This is a genomic window from Streptomyces sp. NPDC056948, from assembly GCF_042674225.1.
Taxonomy (GTDB): Bacteria; Actinomycetota; Actinomycetes; order Streptomycetales; family Streptomycetaceae; genus Streptomyces; species Streptomyces purpurascens.
Map to the genome: position 1 here is coordinate 1 of NZ_JBHUQX010000077.1, position 21,733 is coordinate 21,733.

Consider the following 21,733-nt stretch of genomic DNA (forward strand, 5'->3'; position numbering starts at 1 on the left):
CCGTCAGGGAGCCGAAGAGGACAGCCAGGACAACCAGGAGACGTGCCCGAATAGTTGGCATGTCCACTACAGTCCGGCCATTTCAGGACACCGTCAACACCCCTGACTCTGGAGTAAGTTCCCTCTCGGCCGGCCCCGCACACGTCATCCGCCCATCCTTCGTGTCACATTCAACAAGTACTCCTTCCTGTTCAGCGGGTTGTGGTCGGTGCGCGGGCGCCGCGGAACCGTGCCGTGCGTGACGGGCGCGTAGTGGTCGAAGACGCTCTCCAGCTCGCCCTCGCCGCGGGTGAGCCCGGGCAGCCGCTGCTCCAGCTCGTGCACCCGGGCCGCGGGCACCGCGCCCGCAAGGACGCATCCGGCGCCCCGGGTCTCGGTCGTCCGCGGAACGGCGCCGAGCGCGGCCAGCACCGGCAGCAGCGCGCCGAGGGTGTCCGCAGGGGCTTCGACACGGAAGCGGTGCATCGGCTCGTGGACCCGGGTCCCGGCCCGCCGCAGCGCTTCGACGAGCACCAGCGGGGTCAGACCGCGGAAGTCGGCGCCGGTGCTCGACATGCTCTTGTCGAAGCCCTGGTGGGCGTGGCTCTGGCGGGGCGAGTAGCCGCTGTGGGTCATGGTGACCGTGCAGTCGGGGATCTGCCAGCCGTGCGGGCCCTGGTCGAGAGTCTCGCGCACGGTGTCCTCGACGGCCTTGAAGAAGGCGTACGGCATGGAGCCGAGCTCCACCTCCAGCCGGAATCCGACGCCCGAGCCGACCGGTGCGGGGTCGACGCGCAGGCCGACGGTCGCGAGGAACGGGTTGGCGTCCTTCTTGTTGAACTCCACGGCCTGCCCCGTGCCGACGAGCCGTTCGACGCACAGGGGCGTGGTCTCGCGGAAGGTGACACCGAGCCCGTACTCCTCGGCGAGGGTGGCCTGGATGACCTCCTTCTGCACCTCGCCGTAGAGGGACACGGAGGTCTCCTGCCGCCGTTCGTCGTGGCGCAGGCCGATCAGCGGGTCCTGTTCGGCGAGTTGGGTGAGCGCGAGGTGCAGTGCGCCGCTGTTCACGTCCGGGCCCGGGACGACGACGGTCTCCAGGGTGGGCGGGGCGAAGAAGTGCTCGTAGGCCTTGCGGGGTTCGCCGATCGCGTCGCCGATCCTGATGTCGCCGAGCCCCCAGAGCCGGGCGATCTGTCCGGCCACGACGGCGTCGCCTCGGGTGTCCGTGCCCTGCCCGAAGACGCTGATCGCGGTGATCCGGCCTTCGGCACCGTCCGTTCCGAACGGGATCCGGTCGCGGGTGCGCAGGGTGCCGGAGAACAGCCGGGCGTAGGCGGCCTTCTCCCCCGCCGGGCCCCGCTCGACCTTGAACACGGTCCCGGAGACCGGCCCGTCCGCGTCCGAGTCGGCCGGGGGCAGCAGTTCCTCGATGCCCGCCAGGAGCACGTCCACACCGGCGCCTGTTGCGGCGGAGCCGAAGAAGACGGGGTGGACCAGGGCCTCCCGGGTCAGGGCGACGAGGGAGGTGCGCACGAGGGAGTCCGTGACGGTGTTCTCGACGTACGCGGACAGCAGCGTGTCGTCGTGGCCGGCGAGAACGTCGAGCGCCGCCGGGACGGGACCGGGCGTGAAGCGAGCCCGGCGCGTGCCGAGACCGGTGGCGGTTCCCATCGGCACGATCGCGGGTGTCAGCCGGGCCGAGATCGCCCGCAGCACCTCCTCGTACCGTGCGCCGCGCCGGTCGATCTTGTTGACGAAGAGCAGGGTCGGGATGCGCAGCCGCTGGAGCGTCCGCATCAGCACCCGTGTCTGCGCCTGCACTCCTTCGACGGCGGAGACGACGAGCACGACTCCGTCCAGCACACCGAGCACGCGCTCCACCTCGGCGATGAAGTCCGGGTGGCCTGGGGTGTCGATCAGGTTGACCGTCACGCCGTCGAGGGGGAACGAGACGACCGCGGACTTGATGGTGATGCCGCGCTGCCGCTCCAGCGCGAGGGTGTCGGTACGGGTGTTCCCGTCGTCGACGCTGCCGATCTCGTCGATCACCCCGGCCGAATGGAGCAACCGCTCGGTCAGGCTGGTCTTACCGGCGTCGACATGGGCGAGGATTCCAAGGTTGAGCACGTGCACGAAGCGTCATGTCCTTCGGAGAGAGGTCCGTTCCTGGCTGGGGGGACATGAACGCAGTTCGCATCTGCTGCTCCTCCGGACTCGGTGACGTCGCTGTCCCGTGCAGTGCAGCAGACCGGCCCGAGGGGCCACAACGGAATTAACCGCCGGCGGGGTACCCGGTGGGCGCGTGGAAGGAGCGGAGCGTGCGTGACATCCTCCCGGCGCTGGGCCGCTGGTATGCGGCCCGGCTCCCGTTCGGCCTCGCGACGGTCGTCGAGGTCAGCCGCAGCGCGCCGCGCGACCCGGGTGCGGCGATGGCGGTGGGCCCGGGCGAGGAGGTCGTGGGCAGTGTGTCCGGGGGCTGTGTCGAGGGTGCGGTGTTCGAGCTGGCGCGGGATGTCGTGGCGAGCGGCGAGGCGCGTCTGGAGACCTTCGGCTACAGCGACGAGGACGCCTTCGCCGTCGGGCTGACCTGCGGCGGCGAGATCACGCTGCTGGTGCGGCCCGTCACGCCCGAGCGGGATCCCGCCTTCGGCGCGGTCGCCGGCTCCGTCGCCGCGGGTGAGCCGGTCATCCTCGCCACCGTGACCGACGGCCCGGCGCCGCGCGGGGCGACGCTCGCCGTCCGGCCGGACCGGGTCTCGGGCACGCTCGGCGCGAGCGGCCTGGACGCGGCCGTCACCGCCGACGCCCGGGGCGAGCTCGCCCTGGGCGCCACCGGTCTACGGCACTACGGGCCGCAGGGGCAGCGCCGTGAGGACTCCGTCAGCGTGTTCCTGGAGTCCTTCGCGCCGCCACCGCGGATGCTGGTCTTCGGCGCGATCGACTACGCCGCGGCCGTGGCGCGCATCGGGGACTTCCTCGGCTACCGGGTCACCGTCTGCGACGCCCGCCCCGTCTTCGCCACGCCCCGGCGCTTCCCCGAGGGCGTCGAGGTGGTCGCCCAGTGGCCGCACCGCTATCTGCGCGACACGGACACCGACGCACGCACGGTGATCTGCGTCCTCACCCACGACCCCAAGTTCGACGTGCCGCTGCTCCAGGAGGCACTGCGCCGGCCTGCCGCGTACATCGGGGCGATGGGCAGCCGCCGCACCCACGCCGACCGGGCGGAGCGCCTGGCCGAGGCCGGGCTCACGGAACACGAGCTGTCCCGGCTGCGCTCACCGGTCGGCCTCGATCTCGGCGCCCGTACCCCCGAGGAGGTGGCGGTGTCCGTCGCCGCCGAGATCGTCGCACTGCGCTGGGGCGGCAGCGGCGCCCCGCTGACCACCACGCAGGGAGCGGTGCATCCGCTCCGCTCCTCCTGAGAACCGCGCCGGCGTTCACAGCCCGAGCAGCGCCTGCTCGGTCCACACGGTCTTGCCCTCGCGGGTGTAGCGGGTGCCCCAGCGCTCGGTCAGCTGGGCCACCAGGAACATGCCGCGTCCCCCCTCGTCGGTGGTGCGGGCACGACGCAGGTGCGGTGAGGTGTGGCTGGCGTCGGAGACCTCGCAGACGAGACATCGTTCACGGATGAGTCGCAAGGTCACGGGGCCCTTGGCGTAGCGGTAGGCGTTGGTGACCAGTTCACTGGCGATCAGTTCGGTGGCGAACGCCAGGTGCTCCAGTCCCCATTGCGTGAGTTGCGTCGTGGCGAGCGTTCTGGCCTGTGCCGGGGCGGTCGGCCCCACCGGCAGTTCCCAGGAGGCGACGTTCTGCGGTGGCAATACCCGGGTGCGTGCGATGAGCAGGGCGATGTCGTCAGCGGGCTGCCCGGGCACGAGGGAGCCGACGACCGCCTGGCACGTCTTCTCCAAGGGGTCCGCCGGGTGGGTGAGCGCTGCGCACAGCCGTCGCAGGCCCGTGTCGACGTCCAGATGGCGTTCGCCGATGAGTCCGTTGGTGTAGAGCGTGAGCAGGCTGCCCTCGGCCAGTTCGATCTCCCGCGTTTCGAACGGCAGACCGCCCAGGCCGAGCGGTGGGCCGGGGGGCAGGTCGAGCAGGTCTGCCTGTCCGTCCGGTGTGGTCACGACCGGTAGGGGATGACCGGCCCTCGCCACGGAGCACTGCCGGGAGACGGGGTCGTAGACGGCGTACAGACAACTGGCGCCGACGATCTGCTCCCCCGCGGGTCGCTCGCCGGATGCCTCTTGTTCGGTGGCGAGGAGATTCACCAGGTCGTCCAGGCGGGAGAGCACCTCGTCCGGTTCGAGGTCGAGGGTGGCGAGGGTGTGCACGGCGGTACGCAGTCGGCCCATCGTGGCAGCGGCGTGCAGTCCGTGACCCACCGCGTCGCCGACCACGAGTGCGACCCTGGCCCCGGACAACGGGATGACGTCGAACCAGTCACCGCCGGGACCGGGGGCCGTACTGGCCGGGAGGTAGCGTGGGGCCACTTCGAGGGCCGGCTGGTGCGGAACGGTCCTCGGCAGCAGGGTGCGTTGCAGGGTGGACGCGGTCTGCTGCTGCTGGGTGAAGCGTCGAGCGTTGTCGATGCTGACAGCGGCCCGCGAGGCGAGTTCCTGGGCCAGCGTGAGATCGTCGGCCTCGAACGGCTCGGGGTGCCGCGATCGCCACAGGCTCATCACGCCCAGTACCTGGCCGCGCGCGGCCAGGGCCACCACGATCAGGGAATGAGCCGAGAGATCCGGTGCCTGCTCGCCCCGGTGCGGCTCCGCCAGGAACCAGTCGGGCGAGAGGACGGGTTCGATGAGGGTGCGCCCGTCCGCCAGGCATCTGGCCTGTGGTGTGCCGGGCGCGAAGTGCACCGGCTCGCCTTCCGGGTGCGGCAGGTCGGGCCGCTGGCCCACGACGCCGCGGACCGCGACCCGTGCGACGGGACCCGCCAGTGACTGAACCGGCTCCTCGCCGCGCGTCACCGGCTGCGACAGGTCGACGGTCACGTGGTCGGCCAGGTGGGGGACCATGACATCCGCGAGTTCACAGGCCGTCTGTCGCACGTCGAGCGTCGATCCGATGCGGGCGCCGACCTGGTCGAGGAGCGCCAGGCGAAGTCGGGCCCGATGGCGCTCGGTGATGTCCTCCACCGTCTCGGCCACTCCCAGGACCCGGCCGGCGGGATCCTGCAGTCGGAAGGCCGAGACGGACGCGGCCCGCGCGCGGGCCGGATCCCGTTGCAGACGGGCGTACTGCTCGGTGGAGACCAGCGATCTTCCGCTCTCCATCACCTGGCGCACCCGCTCCACGGCCCTGCGCGCGTCCTCGGAGACCAGCAGGGCGCCCGTGGGCATCCCCGGGAACTCGACGGCCGGGATCCCGGTGAACCGTTCGATCGCCTTGTTGACCCGCAGAATAGTCATCTCGGGGCTGTGCACGACGAGACCGATCGGGCACCGGCGGAACAATCCGTCGAGAACCGCGCGGTCCCTCTGCCACTCGAGGACCTCCGCCGCGGGCGCCCCGACGAGGAACCATTCGCGGACATGGTCACCGCGCAGCAGCGCACCTGCCCGGAACCCCATCTCCACGAGCCGCCCGCTGCGATGCCGGACCGTCAGTACGCCGAACCAGCCGCCGTCTCTCCTGCACGTCGCCGCGGCGTCCTTGGCGGCCGGCAGGTCGTCGGGGTCGATCAGGACCTCGAAGGCCGGACGGCCGATCACGGCGGACTCCGGGTGGCCGAGCAATTCCTCCGCGCGCCGGCTCCAGCCGACCACGGTCCCCCGGTCGTCGAGCACCGCCGAGGCGGCGTGGTGCATCGCGAACGGATCGTCCGGGCTCTCGCTGAGCACTGTCATCCGCTTTTCCACCCCGGACACCACCTCGTATCGGGCTCCTTGCTCCACGATGGATCCGCCCTGCCCTCCACGCCACAGCTACGGCTTGCGGGCCGGACCGGCTCGTCACGTCAGGCCGGACGGGACGGTCCCGTAGCGGCGCAAGGTCCTCCATGTGCATGCCGGGTTCGTACGATCGTGTCACCAGGGCCCCTGTTTCCCGCCGGCGGCGGAACGCAGGCACCCGCCGACCACATCAGCGAAGGGAATCCCATGATCTTCATCACCGCCAAGTTCCGAGTCCGTCCCGAGCACGCCGACCGCTGGCCCGAGATCACCGCCGACTTCACCCGGGCGACGCGCGCCGAGCCCGGCTGTCTGTGGTTCGACTGGTCGCGCAGCGTGGACGAGCCGACGGAGTACGTCCTGGTCGAGGCCTTCCGCGACGACGAGGCCGGGGCCGCACATGTGCAGTCCGCGCACTTCAAGGCCGCGCGGCAGACGCTGCCGCCCCATCTGGTGGAGACGCCGCGCATCGTGAACGCGACGATTCCGCAGGACGACTGGGCGTTCCTCGGGGAGATGGCGGTCCCGGGACAGGAGTAGCGCGGCGGGCCCGCCGGCCGTCAGGCGAACCGCCCGCGCGCCACTGCCTCTTCGCGCGTCGTGGGGTCCAGCCCGGCAACGTCACCGAGCTCCTTTGTGCGGGCCAGGTACGCGCGCTGGGCTTCCAGCGACTCCGTCGTCGTGGTGGCCGCCAGCCATTCGGCGCCCTCGAACCGTAGTCCTTCCCGGAGCGGAAGGGAGCCTCCCTCCCGGACGGCTCGTTTCACGGCTCCGATCGCCGCTTTCGGCCGTCGGCCCAGCCGGGCCGCGTGCTCGATGGTCTCCTGGAGCAGCGCGTCGGGCGGTACGACTCTGTCCACCAGGCCCATCTCACGGGCTTCGGTCGGGCTGATGGGTGTGCCCTCCAGAGAGATCTGCAGTGCCCGGCGTCCGCCCAGCAGCCGTGCCAGCCGCTGGGTGCCGCCGGAACCGGGCGGGAACCCGAGGAAGATCTCCGGCTGGGAGATGCCGAAGTGCCCGTCGGCCATGAAGCGGTAGTCGCAGGCCAGCGCCAGCTCGCAGCCCCCGCCACCGGTGTCCCCGTTCAGGGCAGCGACCCAGACGGCCGACGAGGTCTCGATGGCGTGGAGGACGTCCTTCATCTGCTCCCAGGCCATGAGCCCCACCAGCGGCGAGCGGGCGAGCAGTGCGCTGCCGCCCGGGGCCTTGAGAGCCGCGCCGGTGATCCGGAGCCCGGCGCGGATGATCGAGGCGCTCAACTTGGGAGCCCGCTTCGCGCCTCCGTAGATCAGCCGTACGTCGAAGTGAGCGAGGAACCGGGACGCGTGGGTGCCCGTGAGCACCACCGCGCCCACGGTCGGATCCGCGTCCGCGCGGCGTACCAACGCTCCGAGTTCCATGACCATCTCGCGGGTCATCAGCGCGGAGGGTGGGCTGTCGAGCCGTGCCACGAGGACGTTGTCGTGCTGTTCGACGAGGACGGTCCGGTTCGTCATCGTGCCTCCCGGGCATGTCGGGGATCACCGGTGGGCACCGCGCTGAACGAGCAGGGCGCCCGATGGCTGAGATCAACGTAGGCGCGCGGCGAGGGTGCATCGTTGACCGATCACGCCACAGAGTTGACTGATCGCGCCACGGCCGGACCATGGAGGCCATGGCTTGGGTGCGCTCAGCGGCGCTGCGAGGGGTTCGTCGGACCATCGAGGAGCTCGGCGGAGACGCCGACGCCCTGGCCCAGTCGGCCGGAGCCCCATCGGGCGTGCTCGACGACGATGAGCTGCTGGTGCAGGACACCACCGTGGCCGTCCTCCTCGAAACCGCCGCTCGCCGGCTCGACTGCCCCGACCTCGGGCTACGGGTCGCCCTCAAACAGGACCTCGGCATGCTCGGCCCTCTGGCCGTTGCGCTGCAGAACTCCGCGACCGTCGCCGAAGCCTTGGCATGCGCGTCGCGGTATCTGTTCGTGCACGACCGCAACCTGCGCGTGGCCCTGGGCCCCGACCCGCACGGCGATCGAGCGGTGGTCGCGGTGCGGTACGGCTATCCACCAGGCGCCCAGGTGCCTCCGCAGAGCGTCGACATGGGTCTGCTCTTCCTCCACCACGTCCTGATCTCGTTGCTCGACGGGCCGTACGGCCTGCGGACCGTCGAACTGCCGCATCATGCCGTGGCCGCACGCGCCCGCTACGAGGAACTCTTCGGCTGTCAGGTGAACTTCGCCCAGCCGCAAGCCCTTCTCCGTGCCGCGAGTGATCTTCCCGGACGACCCGTCCAGGGCGGCGACCGGCTGACCCGCCGGGTGGCGCTCGCCTACCTCGAGGCCCAGCCCTCCGTCACGGGCAGCGCGATGACGAGGCGTGTCAGAACACTTCTGAAGCAGTCACTGGGCACCAGCCCCAGCACCCTGGCCTTCGCCGCACGCACACTCGGCATGTCGCCGAGGAGCCTGCAGCGTCACCTGTCCGCGGCGGGCACCACCTTCGCTGCGGTCCTCGACGACGTCCGTCGCGAACGAGCCGCGGATCTGCTCATCGGGTCCGATCTGCCCCTGACCCAGGTCGCCCGCAACGCCGGGCTCAGCGAGGCAGCCGTCCTGAGCCGCTACGCACGGCGCTGGTGGGGCACGACCGCACGTTCTGTCCGCGACCGCGGACTGCCCGGCGAGTGGACCGGGCCGGCCTGAGCCGTACATCGCACCGGCCCCCTCTTGTCTCGGACAGCGCGGCACCCGTACGCTCCCCCTCCATACCGACTAGCCGGTACGTAACTCGGGAATGTCGGTTCGACCGTCGAAGGAGCCGCCGGAGATGAGCACGATCAACCGCCAGGTGCGCCTGGCCGCACGCCCCGTGGGAGAGCCTCGCCCCACCGACTGGGAGCACGTCGAGGAGCCCGCCGGGCAGCCGGACGACGGTGAGTTCCTGGTGCAGGTGCTCTGTCTGTCGATCGACCCCGCGATGCGCGGCTGGATGAACGCGGGCCGGTCCTACATCCGCCCGGTGGAGATCGGCGAGGTGATGCGAGCCGGGGCGGTGGGAAGGGTGATCGCCTCCCGGCACTCCGGATTCGCGGTCGGCGACCATGTGTCGGGCTCGTTCGGCGTGCAGGAGTACTGCGTGTCCGACGGTCGCGACGTGACCAAGGTCGACCCGGCGGCGGCCCCCTTGCCGACGTATCTCGGCACGCTCGGCATGTCGGGTCTGACGGCCTACTTCGGCCTGATCGAGGTCGGCCGTCCCCGGCCCGGGCAGACCGTCGTGGTCTCCGGAGCGGCCGGGGCCGTCGGCAGCGTCGTCGGGCAGATCGCCAAGATCCTGGGCTGCCGGGTCATCGGTATCGCCGGCGGCGAGGCCAAGTGCCGGATGGTGGTCGACGAGTTCGGGTTCGACGCCGCGATCGACTACCAGACCGAGGACATCCGCAAGGCGCTGCGTGAGCACGCCCCCGACGGCGTCGACGTGTACTTCGACAACGTCGGCGGAGACGTTCTGGACGCCGTGCTGCTGCGGCTGGCGCGCGGTGCCCGCGTCGTCGTGTGCGGTGCGATCTCCCAGTACAACAGCACCAAGCCGCAGGGCCCCGCCAATTACCTGTCGCTGCTGGTGAACCGCGCCTCCATGACGGGCATCGTGGTGTTCGACTACGTCGAACGGTATGCCGAGGGCATCGCGCAGATGGCCACGTGGCGGGCGGAGGGCCGGCTGAAGTCCCTGGAGGACGTGGTGTCCGGCTCGGTCGCGGAGTTCCCCGAAACCCTGATGCGGCTGTTCCGTGGTGACAACCGCGGCAAGCTGGTGCTGAAGATCGCGGACTGACCGGGCCGAAGGGAGGAAGGGAAAGGGAGGGAGAGATCCGATGAAGGCACTGACCTACCACGGCCGTCACGACATCCGCTACGGGGATGTCCCCGACCCGGTCGTCACCAGCCCCACCGACGCGGTGGTGCAAGTGACCGCGGCCGGCATCTGCGGCAGCGACCTGCACATCTACGGCGGCAACGGGTTCAGCCCGGAACTGGGCTACACACCGGGACACGAGTGCGTCGGCGTGGTGGTCGACACCGGCGGCCAGGTCACCCGGTTCAAGCCCGGCGACCGGGTTCTGGTGCCCGCCTCCGCCGGCTGCACGGACTGCCGGTCGTGCGCGGCCGGGTTCACCGCCCGGTGCGAGCGCGCCAAGTCGAGCACGGAGCTCTGCTACGGAGTGAGCCCGCAGCTCCAGGGCAGCCAGGCCCAGGTCCTGGCCGTGCCCTACGCCGACGTCAATCTGGTGCGCTTGCCCGAGGACATCTCCGACGAAGCCGCCGTCGTCCTCACGGACAACGCCCCCACCGCCTGGTACGGCTGCCGCCGGGCCCGTATCCAGCCCGGTGAGACCGTCCTGGTCATCGGCCTCGGCCCGGTCGGACTCATGGCCGCCCAGTCCGCCTTCGCGATGGGCGCGGCACGGGTGCTGGGCGTGGACCTGGTCGCGGAGCGCCGCGCCTTCGCCGCCGGCCTGGGTGTCGAGCCGGTCGAGGGCGATGACGCGCGGTCGGCCATCCGGGAGATGACCGCCGGCCGCGGGCCGGACGCCGTGGTGGAGGCCGTGGGCTCCGACGCCACCCTCCAGCTCGCCCTCAAGGCCGTCCGACAGGCCGGCCGGGTCAGCGTCATCGGGGTCAGCCAGAACAAGGCATTCCCCTTCCACATGGGACTGGCGCAGATCAAGGAACTGGAGTTCGCCATCGGGCTGTGCTCGGTGCACTACGAGCTCCCTGCCCTGATCGCCCTCACCCGCGCCGGCCGGATCCAGCCCGAGGTCGTGGTCTCCCACCGCTTCGCCCTCTCCGAAGGCCCTGCGGCGTACGAACTGTTCGCGGGCCGCTCGCACGGCGTCCGCAAGATCCTTCTCGACCCGACGGCCTGATACCTGCACATTCACTTGCTGAGCGTTCAGCCAGTCTCCTAGGGTGAGCCCCTCGGAGACTGGAGGTCGCCATGTCACAGCGCGACGAAGCCGCCCGGCAGACCCGTCCACGGCTGATGCCGCTTCCCGAAGAACAGTGGGACGCACGGACCCGGGAACTGCTGGCCATCGCACCCCACGACCCTGGGGACCGGATCCCCAACATCTTCACCACGCTCGTACGCCATCCCGATCTCTACGAGCAGTTCATGCCCTTCAGCGGCCAGTTGCTCCTCAGGGGCCGACTGCCGGAAGAGCTGCGCGAGTTGCTGATCCTGCGCACCGCGTGGAACACCGGCGCCCGGTACGAGTGGGGCCGGCACCTCCCCCTGGCCAGGGCCGCGGGCGTCACGGACGCGGACATCGACCGCGTCACCGAGGACCCGGAAGCACCCGGCTGGACGGACCTCCAGAGGCATCTGATCCGGGCGGCGGACGAGCTGAACCGCTCGGCGACGATGTCCGACTCGACCTGGGAGGCCCTGGCCGAGCACTTCGGCGACGCCGAACTGATCGAGATCGCCATGCTGGTGGGGCAGTACCACATGGTGGCCTTCTTCCTGAACGCCACCGGTGTGGAACTGGACCCCGGTTTCGACGGCACCGGCTTCACGGAGAGGGAAAGGGACCATGGGTGAGGGCCGCCTGGAGCAAACGGCCCGTCACCTGACCGGCCGCAGAGTACTGGTGGTCGGCGCGGGCACCCGCCCCGACGACGACCCGCGGGCGCCGGTCGGCAACGGCCGGGCGATCGCCGTCCTCGCCGCCCGCGCGGGAGCCGACGTGGCGTGCGCCGACGTGGCCGCGCCGGCCGCCGCCGCGACCGCCGAACTCGTCGCCCGCGAGGGGAGGTCGGGCGTCACGGTGGTGGGGGACGCCACGGAGGCCGGACAGTCGGCCGCCATGGTCGCCGAGGCGGTTCGCGGACTGGGCGGGCTGGATGCGCTGGTGGTCAACGTGGGGGTGGGTCTCGGCACCGGGCTGGAGGGCTCGTCCCCCGAAGACTGGGACCAGGTCCTCTCCCTGAATCTGCGCGCGCCCTTTCTGGCCGCCAAGTACGGTCTTCCGGCGCTGGCCGACGGAGGCGCCGTCGTCTTCATCGGGTCCCTCGCGGGACTGCGCGCCGCCACGAACTCGCCGGCATACGACAGTTCCAAAGCCGGCCTGTTCGGGCTCACCCGCCATGTCGCCAAGGAGGGAGGGGCTCGCCGGATCCGCGCCAACCTGGTCGTGCCCGGCCTGATCGACACCCCCATGGGGCGGCAGGCCTCGGCCGGACGTGGGTCCCGGACAGCCTCGTTCGAGCGCATTCCCCTGGGCCGCCAGGGCACCGCATGGGAAGTCGCGGAGGCCGTCACGTTTCTGCTCTCCGACCGCGCCTCCTACATCACGGGCCAGAGTCTGGTGGTGGACGGCGGGCTCAGTGCCGTATGACGCGCGACCGGGAGCTCAGTCCTCTCCGCGCGTCGATGCGAGTCCGCGCACCAGCGTCTCGTGGGCGGCCCGTGCGATGTCCGCCAGGCGGGTGCGGGCCGAGTCCAGTTGATACTGCAGGAGCACGCCGCGAGCGATGCTCTCCACCAGGAACGCCTGCGCGACCGCGTCCAGGTCCGGGCGGATGCTTCCGTCCGCGATGCCCCGCCGGATGTCCTCCTCGACGCCGGTCCGCACGAGGCTGAGATGCTCGGCCATCACGCCCTTGATCCCGTCGGCGCTGCCGACCGCCTCGACGAGGAGCACCAGCAACGCACGCCCCCGTAGCCCCGGCTCGGGCTCGGCCAGACGGGCGAAGAACTGGTCGAGCTTGGCCAGTACGGCTTCGAGCCCGCTCATCCGCGCGTATCCGGGCCGGGCCCGGAGCACGTCGATGAACGTCTCGCGGATATCGGCGACCACGGCCTCCACGAGCCCCGCTTTGGAGGTGAAGTGGTAGTTGACCATGCCTCGGCTGACTCCGGCACGGTCGCCGACCTTCTTCACCGTCAGACCGCGGTAGCCCTCCTCCGCGAGGATCTCCACCGCCGCCTTCAAGAGCCCGCGGCGGGAGGCCTCACGCTGCTCATCACGCCTGGTCGCGGGGCGTGCGGCCCCTTGGATCGGTTCGCTCATCGGACCAGCAGTATGCCACTGCCGGTGCGGCTCCCCGCCCCGTGGCGGTGACATCCCCATTCGGCCATTTCCGGTCCGTCGGTGGACACGAGACAGTCTGAATGGAACGCTCCCTCCAGACCGCGGGCGGTACCCACGAGGCGCGCCCCCGGAAGCGCCGACGCCGTTCCCCGTACGAGCCGCGCATCGCTCACCAGCACGAAGTCCTCACAGAAGCCGAGTCCTGGTACGCCCGGATGCCTCGCCGAGAGGGGTTCCACATGAAGTGCACAGCCGTCACGGCCGCCATCGCCGTCGTCCTCCTCGCCACCGCCGCACATCCCGCCGCCCGTGCCGCCGCTCCCGCGCCCTCCGGGCCCGCGGAGTTCACCGTGGACACCACGTCCGACGCGGTCGACGCCGACGGGGCGGACGGCCGGTGTCTCACCGCCTCGGGCGCGTGCAGCCTGCGTGCCGCGGTGATGGCCGCCAACGCCCGGCCGGGCAGTACGATCACGCTGCCTCCCGGCCACTACCGGCTGACGATCCCGCCCGACCCGCGGCTGATCATCGGCGACAACCCCGACCCCACCACGGGCGACCTGAACGTCGCCGCCCCCATCACCATCAAGGGCGCCGGCGCACGGACCACCGTCATCGACGCCAACCGCCTGGACCGGGCCTTCCGCATGCAGGCGGACAGCCGGCTGTCCGATCTGACGATCACCGGCGGGGTGACCAAACAGCGCGAACTGCCCATCACCGACACCGGTGGGGGCGCGATCGCCAACGGACATCACATGACGCTGCGACGGGTCACCGTGGCCGGGAACTCCGCGGGTTACGGCGGCGGCATCTTCAACGTCCCGGACTCCCACCTCGACCTGATCGAGAGCACCGTCAGCGGGAACGCAGCGGGAGAGGCCGGCGGCATCAGGTTCGACGACACCGGCACCGTGACCAACTCGACGATCGCGGACAACCGGGTGACGAACCCCGGCGACCGCCCCGGCAGCCTCGCCGGTTACGGCGGAGGCATCGACATCAGGGGGACGGGGCCGGTGGAGATCCTCAACTCGACCATCACCGGCAACAGTTCCAGCGATGGCGGGGGCGGGATCAACATCGCCCCCGCCTACCTCGACAGCCTGCCCTCACCGATCCCCGACATCATCGATCTGCCCCTGGGTCGCATGACGCTGCGCAACTCCGTCATCGCGAACAACACCGTCGACGGCGCGCCCGCCGACTGCAAGAAGGCCTTCGCCACCATCACGTCGCAGGGCCACAACCTCGACGGCGACGGCAGTTGCCGACTGACCGCCGCGGGCGATCTGCCCAGCCGCACGCCCCTGATCGGACCGCTCGCGGACAACGGCGGCCCCACCGACACCGTCGCGCTGCTGCCCGGCAGCCCCGCCCTGGACGCGGCCGACGGCTGCCCGGCCACCGACCAGCGCGGCGTCGCGCGCCCCCAGGGCGCCACCTGCGACATCGGCGCCTACGAGCACACGTCATGACCCCGCGCCTGCGCTTCACTCCGGCCCGCGTCACAGCCGCCTTCGCGGCCCTGTTCCTGTCCCTGACCGTTCCCCCGTCCCCTGCCGGCGCCGCTTCCGGCCCCGACTCCTTGGTCGTGCGCACCGACCAGGGCCGGGTGCGGGGCGCGACCGCCCGTGACGGCGGACGGGTCTTCCACGGGATCCCGTTCGCCGCCCCTCCGACCCGTGAGCTGCGCTGGCGCCCGCCACGACCCGCGACGCGGTGGTCCGGCGTACGGAACGCCACCGCACCGGCCCACCCCTGCCCCCAGTTACCGCTGACGCTGCTCCCCGACGGCGGCCCCGTCCTGCCCGGCGAGTCCAACCGCACCGGCAGCACCGTGGAGGACTGCCTGTACCTCAATGTCTGGACACCGCCCCGCAGCAGCGGCCGGCCTCTGCCGGTGCTGGTGTGGCTGCACGGCGGCGCCAACGCGTACGGCGCGGGCAGCGACTACGACGGTGCCGCACTGGCCGCGCGGGGCGTGGTCGTGGTGACGGTCAACTACCGCCTCGGAGCACTGGGGTTCATGGCCCACCCCGCCCTGTCGGCCGAGAGCGCGGACCACGCGTCCGGCGACTACGGCCTGATGGACCAGCAGGCCGCGTTGCACTGGGTGCGGCGCAACGTCGGCGCCTTCGGCGGCGACCGGAGCCGGGTGACGCTCGGCGGCCAGTCCGCCGGATCGGCGGACACCTGCCTCCACATCGCCTCGCCGACCGCGAAAGGCCTGTTCCACCGGGCGATCCAGCAGAGCGGAGCGTGCGCAGGGGGCGGCGGTCTGACGCCCCTCACGCTCGACGCGGCCGAGCGGAAGGGAAGCGACTTCGCGGCCTCGGTCGGCTGCGCCGACCCGGCGACCGCGGCGGGCTGCCTGCGTGCCGTACCCACCACCGACCTCATCCGCGCCACCGGGACAGGGACCGCCTCCCTGTGGGCCCCGAACACCGGTCCCCGTGTCCTCCCCCGGCCTCCGCACGCGGCGTGGGCCGAGGGGCGGGTGAACGCGGTCCCGACGCTGAGCGGCAGCACCCATGACGAGTACCGCTACTTCACCGCGCTGTACGTGGATCTGCTCGGCGGCGGCCCTCTGACCCCCGACTCCTATGCCGCGCTCATCAGGCTCCAGTACGGCGGCCGCTCGGCCGCGGTCCTGGACGCATACCCGGCCTCGGCGTATGCGTCCCCCAACCTGGCCTACTCCGCCGTAGGCACCGACCAGCGGTTCGCCTGCCCGGCACGGGCCGACAGCCGGCTGTACAGCAGCCGTGCTCCCGTCCACGCCTACGAGTTCGCCGACGCGCAGGCCCCGCCGTTCATCCCGGCACCGCACACCCCGCAGGGTGCCTTCCACGCCTCCGAACTGGCCTATCTCTTCCCCACGGACGCGCTGGCACCCCTGACGTTCGCCCAGCGGCGACTGTCCGCCACGATGACCGCCTACTGGGCTCGCTTCGCGGCCACCGGCGACCCCAACGCGCCCGGGACTCCGCACTGGCCGCCCTATACGGCCACCGGGGACCGCATCCAGGTGCTGGCACCGGACCGGGTCGGCCCGACCACCTCATTCGCGGCCGACCACCACTGCCCGTTCTGGCAGCCCGCCCCCGTGCCCCGAGGAGCGGTGCGATGACATCGGCACCCGCCTCTGCTCACCGCCCAGGGTGCGGGCCAGCCCTGTTCGTGACGCCGCGCACGGGAACGCCGTGGTGGGTCGCCAAGGCCAGCAAGGCCACGCGCAGCGGCTCGGTCTCCAGGACCGCGTCCGGCTCGAACCAACGGGCCACCGCGGTTCCGCTCGTCATCCTCAAGGTGAAGCGCGCCAGTTCGTCCGCCACCTCGGGGCGGTCACGCAGTGCGAAGACCGAGCTCACGGAATCCCGGGCCCAGGCCACCAGCGCGTCCCGGTAGTGACGCACCTCGGCCACAGCGGCCGCACTGGCGTCCTTCTGCACCATGCCCAGCCCCAACAGCAGCTTCACACCTCGCGGGTGGCACCGGAACGCGCCCGCGAGGTCTGCGAGAAAGGTGTCCAGACGCTGCGCCACGTCGGCGCCCGGCACCTCGGCCGGGGGCAGGGCCGCCAGCAGCGCGATCCTGGCGCGCTCCAGCACCGCGACGTAGATCCCGTCCTTGCTGCGGAAGTGCCAGTAGATCGAGCTGACCGGCAGACCGCATGCGGCGGAGATCATCGAGATGGACGTGGCGGCGTAGCCGTGGCGCGACATCAGCTCGCCGGCGGTGTCCAGTATCGCGTCACGGGACCGCGCGCCACGGTCCAGGGCCGGTGCCTCCGTCATAGGGCCGACTCTAGAGGAGGCACCGGCCGACGGTGACGGGTTCAGTTCTCCGGAGAACCGAACTCCTTGCGGGTGTCCACCGGCTCGCCGAACAGTTGCCACCGCTCGCCCTTGAACCGCATCAGCTGCATCGTCTCGAGCGGGAAGGCGTCGTCGGCCCCGGTGGAGAGAGTGACGCCGGGCAGCAGCATGTCCACCTTGACGTCCTTCAGATCGCGCACCGCGTCCCGCAGCCCCTCCCTGGTCGGGCACTTCATCGCGTCCAGGGCCTTGTGCAGGCTGGAGGCGACGGCCCAGCCGTAGGCGTTGAACTGGTTGGCCGGGTCGGAGTCGGGCGCGTACTCGCGCAGCGCGTTCTTGTACGTCTTCATCTCGGCGTCGTCGGCCCACTGCGGGTCGGCCGGGTCCTTGAAGTACGTCGCCGAAACCAGGCCCTGGACGTTCTTGAATCCGACCGGCTTGAGCACGGTGGTGGACGCGGACACGGCATTGACGATGTGCAGCGGGTTCCACTTGGTGTTCTTGGCATCGGCGGCGAGAGCCTGGCTGCCGAACTTCGGCGTGGTGATGTCGAGCAGTACGTTCGCCTTGGACCGGGCGAGACTTGTCATCTGCGCGGAGACGGAGGGGTCCGTGACCTCGTAGCTCTCCTCGGCGACCACCTTGATGCCGCTGCCGGCGAGCGCCGCCTCGAACCCGCCGAGCAGGTCCTTGCCGAAGTCGTCGTTCTGGTACAGGACGGCGACCTTGGCCTTCGGCTTCTCCTCCTTGAGGTATTTCGCGTACACCCGTGCCTCGGACACGTAGTTGGGCTGCCAGCCGGTGGTCCACGGGTGCTTGTCGTCCGTACCCCAGACGGAGGCGCCCGTGGCGACGAAGGGCTGCGGCACCTTCCGCTTGTTGAGGTAGTCCCACACGGCTGCCGTGGACGGGGTGCCGAGGGTCTGGAACACGGCGAAGACCTTCTCCTGCTCGACGAGTCTGCGGGCCTCCTCGACCGCCTTGGGCGGCTGGTAGCCGTCGTCGCGGACGACGAACTCCACGGTGCGGCCGTTGATCCCGCCCTTGCCGTTGACGTACTTGAAGTAGGTGTTCACGCCGTTGCCGATGGTGCCGTACGCGGAGGCGGGTCCCGACAGCGGGTAGATTCCGCCCAGCTTGATGGTCTTGTCGGTGATGCCGGTGGTCTGCTGGCCCCGGCACGCGCCGTCGGCGGCGGCGTCCTTGTCGTCCTGCCCGCGCTGGCTGTTGCAGGCGGTGGCGAGGAGCAGGGCGGCGGACGCGGCCGCGGCCGCCCGCAGAGGAGTCGTCTTGCGCATGTGATTCATTCCTTTTCCGTGCGGGGCGGTGCGCCCACGGGTTCGGCGTCGACAGGTGCGGGATCCGCGGCGAGGGGCGTGGAGGGCCCGGGCTCGGGCGGGCGGTCGGCGACGGGGACGGTGCGGGTGAGGCGGCGAGTGGCGGCGCCCAGGAGACGGCCCGCGAGACCGGCCAGTCCCGTCGGAGCCACGAACATCACCGCGATGATCAGCAGGCCGAACACCACACCGGGCGCCGCCTCGCTGAGGTCCTGGGCCACGCTCGGCACGTACATCACGAACGCCGCCCCGAGCAGCGGCCCGTACAGCGAGGCGAGGCCCCCGACCACGAGGCCGGCCAGCAGCGTGATCGACAGGACGAAGCTGAACGAGTCGGGCGAGACGAAGCCGATCACCCACGTGTACAGACACCCTGCGACACCGGCGAACATCGCGCTCCAGGCGAAGGCCAGGGTCTTGTGCAGGGACAGCCGTACGCCCATGACCTCCGCCGCGCTCTCGTTGTCCCGCAGGGCGAGCAGTGCCCGGCCGGCCCGCGACCGCAGGAGGTTGCGGGCGAGCAGCAGGGCCACCGCGGTGACGGCGAGGACGACGAGGTACATCCACTGGTCCTCGGCCAGCCCGCTCCACGCGGGCGGCTGCAGCTTGTCCACGGTCAGTCCCATGGAGCCGCCGGTGAGCGGCTCGAGCCGCTTGAGCAGCGGTGGCAGGAACACCGCGAACGAGAGGGTGACCAGAGCCAGGTACAGGCCGCGCAGACGTAGGGCGGGCACTCCGAATCCGAGGCCCAGCAGGAAGCATCCGGCGGCCGCGGCCGGCAGTGTGGCCAGGTGCCCGGTGTCGTACCGGTCGAGCATGACGGCCGCCGTGTACGCCCCCGCCGCGAAGAACGCCCCGTGCCCGAGCGAGATCTGCCCGCCGAATCCGACGAGCAGGTTCAGTCCGGCCAGTGCCACGGCGTACAGCAGCACCATGGTCAGCTGGAATACCTGGAAGGGGGCGAAGTAGAACGGTACGCCGACGGCGACCGCTGCCGCGAGCAGCGCGGTGAGCGCGGCCCGCAGGCGCCGGGCGCGGCCGGTGCCGAGTGTGGTGAGGTAAGTGCTCATGCGCGCTCCACCGCCGCCCGTCCGAACAGGCCTTGTGGCCGCACCAGCAGCACCGCCAGGATGATCACCAGGGGTACGCCGACCTTCAGATCGGCTCCGATCACGTCGACGTACGCCCCGGCCAGCGTCTCGGCGACGCCCACGACCAGGCCGCCGACGACCGCGCCGACCGGGCTGTCGAAGCCTCCGAGGGTGGCCGCGGCGAACGCGTAGATCAGCACTCCGCCCATCATGTTGGGCTCCAGGAACAGCACGGGGGCGACGAGCACACCCGACACCGCACCGACCGTCGCGGCCAGCCCCCAGCCGAGCATCAGCACCCGGCCCACCCGGATGCCCGACAGCCGGGCGGAGGCGGGGTTGCACGCGGCCGCCCGCATCACCAGGCCGGCGGAGGTGTGCTGGAACAGCAGATAGAGCAGGCCCATCACGACGGCCACCACCACGATGATCCCGAGCGTCGACCAGTCCAGGCGCACCCCGGCCAGGTCGATCCCGCCGTCGGGGAACGGCTGCGGGAAGTCCTTCACGGTGAACGACCAGATCAGACCGGCCATGGCGTTGACGAAGATGAACAGGCCGACCGTGACGATGACCGTCGTCAGCTCGGGCGAGTTCCGCACGGGACGGATCACGATCCGTTCGACCAGCATGCCGCCGGCGAACGACACCGCCAGGGTGACGGGCAGCGCCAGCCAGAACGGCATCCCGGACGCCACGAGCTGCCACGCCACATACGTGGAGATCATGGCGAGCTCGCCCTGTGCGAAGTTGACGATCCCGGTGAACCGGTGGATCAGCACGAGGGCCAGTGCCAGGCTGGCATAGACCGCGCCGGACCCGATCCCTTCCACCACTTGCTGGAGCACTTCGGTCACGGCCCTCACCCGCCCTCTGCCGAGCGGACGGAGACACCGAGGTACACCTCGGCGACCTGCCCGTCCTCGCGGATCCGGGCGGCCGGTCCGGACAGCACCAGCCGGCCGGCCTCCAGTACGTGGGCCCGGTGCGCGACATCCAGCGCGAGTCGGGCGTTCTGTTCGACGACGACCACGGTGGTGCGTTCCTCCTCGTTCACGGCACGGACGATCTCGAACAGCTCGCGCGTGACCAGCGGAGCGAGCCCCAGCGAGGGCTCGTCCAGGAGCAGCAGCGAGGGCCGCAGCATCAGCGCCCTGCCGATGGCGAGCATCTGCTGCTCGCCGCCGCTGAGGCTGCCCGCGGCCTGGCGGGACCGCTGGCGCAGCTTGGGGAAGTAGTCGTAGATCCGTTCCAGGCCGACCGCCACGGCCGCGCGCTCGGCTCTGCCCCGCCGCCGGCCACCGGTGTGCAGGTGGGCGCCGACGCGCAGGTTCTCCTCGACGGTCAGGTCGTTGAAGGTGCCCCGGCCCTCGGGCACGTGCGCCACGCCGAGCCGGGCGGCCTGCTCGGGCGACCGGCCCAGCAGTTCCGTCCCGTTCAGGGTCACCGAGCCCTGGCCGCGGACCATGCCGCACAGGGCCCGCAGGGTGGTTGTCTTGCCCGCGCCGTTGGGTCCGAGGATCGCGCACACCTCACCGCGTGCGACGTTGAAGTCCAGGCCCTGGAGCACGCGGGCCTGGCCGTATCCGGCGTGCAGGCCGGACACCTTCAGGAAGTCCGGCTCCGCGCTCGCCCCGGCCTCGGTGGGGTCGGTGGTGGGCTCGCTCACGCGGCCACCCCCAGGTACGCCTCGATGACCGCCGGATCGCGCTGGATCTCCTCCGGCGGGCCCTCGGCGATCTTGCGCCCGAAGTCGAGACACACCACCTTGTCGCACAGGCCCATCACGAACCCCATGTGGTGTTCGACCACCACGAGCGTCAGGTCGAAGTCCTCGCGCACCGTCCGGACCAGATCCGCGAATCGGTCGACCTCGCCGTGGCTGAGTCCGTTGACGGGTTCGTCGAGCAACAGCAGCCGGGGGCGCACGGCGAGCGCCCGGGCGAGTTCGACGCGTTTGAGGGTGCCGAACGGCAGTCCGGAGGCGGGGTGGTCGGCAACGTCCGACAGGCTCAGCCTGTGCAGCAGGTCGTCCGCCCGGTCCCGCAGTTCCGCCTCCTCCCGCCGGACGCGGGGCAGCCGGAGCGCCGCGGCGAGGTGACCGGTGCGCCCCCGGCTGTGGGCGCCGACCATGACGTTCTCCCGGACCGTGAGCCGCGGGAACAGCCCCAGGTTCTGGAAGGTGCGGGCGATACCGCGCCCGGCCACGGAGTGCGGCGGGAGGGCGAGCAGGTCCTCGTCGTCGAACCGCACCGTCCCCGCATCAGGGGTGCAGCGCCTGGTGAGGCAGTTGAACAAGGTGGTCTTGCCGGCTCCGTTCGGTCCGATGAGCCCCACGGCGGTGCCCGGCTCGACGGTGAACGCGACACCGTCCAGTGCCGTGATCCCGCCGAAGCGCACGCTGATACCGTCGACCGCGAGCATGAGTGACGCCCCTTCCGAGGTGCTGGGGGGTGAGCGAGCGTCACAGTAGGTGGGGGCCTTCCGGGCGCACATTGGGTGCGAGCACCCAACTTCGCGGCCCC

The 21,733-nt window shown here is 71.2% G+C and carries 19 protein-coding genes; 9 read left to right on the forward strand and 10 right to left on the reverse strand.

Features of this window, described 5'->3' with window-relative positions; all coding sequences use genetic code 11:
* Positions 1-144: 144 nt before the first annotated feature.
* The gene (locus tag ACFTZL_RS12795) at positions 145-2,115 is read right to left on the reverse strand and encodes a GTP-binding protein (protein WP_382580948.1); all 1,971 of its coding nucleotides are present in this window, start codon (positions 2,113-2,115) and stop codon (positions 145-147) included.
* 185 nt (positions 2,116-2,300) lie between these two features.
* On the opposite strand from ACFTZL_RS12795, the gene ACFTZL_RS12800 reads away from it, so the two are divergent.
* Positions 2,301-3,407 carry an XdhC family protein gene (locus ACFTZL_RS12800; protein WP_382580950.1) on the forward strand — a complete coding sequence of 369 codons (1,107 nt, stop codon included), beginning with the start codon at positions 2,301-2,303 and terminating at the stop codon, positions 3,405-3,407.
* A 15-nt stretch (positions 3,408-3,422) separates the two neighbouring features.
* Here the strand turns inward: ACFTZL_RS12800 and ACFTZL_RS12805 are convergent, their stop codons facing one another.
* On the reverse strand, positions 3,423-5,837 hold the full coding sequence (locus tag ACFTZL_RS12805) for a SpoIIE family protein phosphatase (RefSeq protein ID WP_382580952.1): 2,415 nt from the start codon (positions 5,835-5,837) through the stop codon (positions 3,423-3,425).
* A 252-nt stretch (positions 5,838-6,089) separates the two neighbouring features.
* Between ACFTZL_RS12805 and ACFTZL_RS12810 the strand changes: the two genes are divergently transcribed.
* Positions 6,090-6,422, forward strand: a complete 333-nt coding sequence (locus ACFTZL_RS12810) for a putative quinol monooxygenase (RefSeq protein ID WP_382580954.1) — start codon at positions 6,090-6,092, stop codon at positions 6,420-6,422.
* Positions 6,423-6,442: 20 nt separating this feature from the next.
* Here ACFTZL_RS12810 and ACFTZL_RS12815 read toward each other — a convergent pair whose 3' ends face one another.
* Positions 6,443-7,378: an enoyl-CoA hydratase/isomerase family protein gene (locus ACFTZL_RS12815; RefSeq protein ID WP_382580956.1), complete on the reverse strand. Its 936-nt coding sequence runs from the start codon at positions 7,376-7,378 to the stop codon at positions 6,443-6,445.
* A 158-nt stretch (positions 7,379-7,536) separates the two neighbouring features.
* On the opposite strand from ACFTZL_RS12815, the gene ACFTZL_RS12820 reads away from it, so the two are divergent.
* The 5 genes from ACFTZL_RS12820 (at position 7,537) to ACFTZL_RS12840 (ending at position 12,263) form a co-directional block, all read left to right on the forward strand.
* Entirely contained in the window at positions 7,537-8,565 is a 1,029-nt protein-coding gene (locus ACFTZL_RS12820) for an AraC family transcriptional regulator (RefSeq protein ID WP_382580958.1), read from the forward strand.
* A gap of 124 nt (positions 8,566-8,689) precedes the next feature.
* Positions 8,690-9,697 carry an NADP-dependent oxidoreductase gene (locus tag ACFTZL_RS12825; protein ID WP_382580959.1) on the forward strand — a complete coding sequence of 336 codons (1,008 nt, stop codon included), beginning with the start codon at positions 8,690-8,692 and terminating at the stop codon, positions 9,695-9,697.
* Between the two features lie 40 nt (positions 9,698-9,737).
* Complete coding sequence (locus tag ACFTZL_RS12830) at positions 9,738-10,790, forward strand: alcohol dehydrogenase catalytic domain-containing protein (protein WP_382580961.1); 1,053 nt, start codon at positions 9,738-9,740, stop codon at positions 10,788-10,790.
* A 71-nt stretch (positions 10,791-10,861) separates the two neighbouring features.
* On the forward strand, positions 10,862-11,467 hold the full coding sequence (locus tag ACFTZL_RS12835) for a carboxymuconolactone decarboxylase family protein (protein WP_382580962.1): 606 nt from the start codon (positions 10,862-10,864) through the stop codon (positions 11,465-11,467).
* Positions 11,460-12,263: an SDR family NAD(P)-dependent oxidoreductase gene (locus ACFTZL_RS12840; RefSeq protein WP_382580964.1), complete on the forward strand. Its 804-nt coding sequence runs from the start codon at positions 11,460-11,462 to the stop codon at positions 12,261-12,263. The genes ACFTZL_RS12835 and ACFTZL_RS12840 overlap by 8 nt, the downstream gene beginning before the upstream one ends.
* Before the next feature lie 15 nt (positions 12,264-12,278).
* On the opposite strand, the gene ACFTZL_RS12845 is transcribed toward ACFTZL_RS12840, so the two are convergent.
* Positions 12,279-12,938, reverse strand: a complete 660-nt coding sequence (locus ACFTZL_RS12845; protein WP_382580966.1) for a TetR/AcrR family transcriptional regulator — start codon at positions 12,936-12,938, stop codon at positions 12,279-12,281.
* 260 nt (positions 12,939-13,198) lie between these two features.
* Between ACFTZL_RS12845 and ACFTZL_RS12850 the strand changes: the two genes are divergently transcribed.
* Complete coding sequence (locus tag ACFTZL_RS12850) at positions 13,199-14,437, forward strand: choice-of-anchor Q domain-containing protein (RefSeq protein ID WP_382580967.1); 1,239 nt, start codon at positions 13,199-13,201, stop codon at positions 14,435-14,437.
* Positions 14,434-16,092, forward strand: a complete 1,659-nt coding sequence (locus ACFTZL_RS12855) for a carboxylesterase/lipase family protein (RefSeq protein ID WP_382580969.1) — start codon at positions 14,434-14,436, stop codon at positions 16,090-16,092. Before ACFTZL_RS12850 ends, ACFTZL_RS12855 begins: the two co-directional genes overlap by 4 nt.
* A 19-nt stretch (positions 16,093-16,111) precedes the next feature.
* Here the strand turns inward: ACFTZL_RS12855 and ACFTZL_RS12860 are convergent, their stop codons facing one another.
* The 6 genes from ACFTZL_RS12860 to ACFTZL_RS12885 are packed head-to-tail and all read right to left on the reverse strand — an operon-like array spanning position 16,112 to position 21,632.
* Positions 16,112-16,759, reverse strand: coding sequence for a TetR/AcrR family transcriptional regulator (locus tag ACFTZL_RS12860; protein WP_382580971.1), 648 nt, complete (start codon positions 16,757-16,759; stop codon positions 16,112-16,114).
* A 41-nt stretch (positions 16,760-16,800) separates the two neighbouring features.
* Positions 16,801-18,078, reverse strand: coding sequence for an ABC transporter substrate-binding protein (locus ACFTZL_RS12865; protein WP_382580973.1), 1,278 nt, complete (start codon positions 18,076-18,078; stop codon positions 16,801-16,803).
* Positions 18,079-18,083: 5 nt separating this feature from the next.
* Positions 18,084-19,187, reverse strand: coding sequence for a branched-chain amino acid ABC transporter permease (locus ACFTZL_RS12870; RefSeq protein ID WP_382580975.1), 1,104 nt, complete (start codon positions 19,185-19,187; stop codon positions 18,084-18,086).
* Entirely contained in the window at positions 19,184-20,065 is an 882-nt protein-coding gene (locus ACFTZL_RS12875) for a branched-chain amino acid ABC transporter permease (protein ID WP_382580977.1), read from the reverse strand. The genes ACFTZL_RS12870 and ACFTZL_RS12875 overlap by 4 nt, the downstream gene beginning before the upstream one ends.
* A gap of 5 nt (positions 20,066-20,070) precedes the next feature.
* Positions 20,071-20,877 (reverse strand): ABC transporter ATP-binding protein, encoded by an 807-nt coding sequence (locus ACFTZL_RS12880; protein WP_382580979.1) that lies wholly within the window; start codon positions 20,875-20,877, stop codon positions 20,071-20,073.
* The gene (locus tag ACFTZL_RS12885) at positions 20,874-21,632 is read right to left on the reverse strand and encodes an ABC transporter ATP-binding protein (protein ID WP_382580981.1); all 759 of its coding nucleotides are present in this window, start codon (positions 21,630-21,632) and stop codon (positions 20,874-20,876) included. Before ACFTZL_RS12885 ends, ACFTZL_RS12880 begins: the two co-directional genes overlap by 4 nt.
* Between the last annotated feature and the right edge of the window lie 101 nt (positions 21,633-21,733).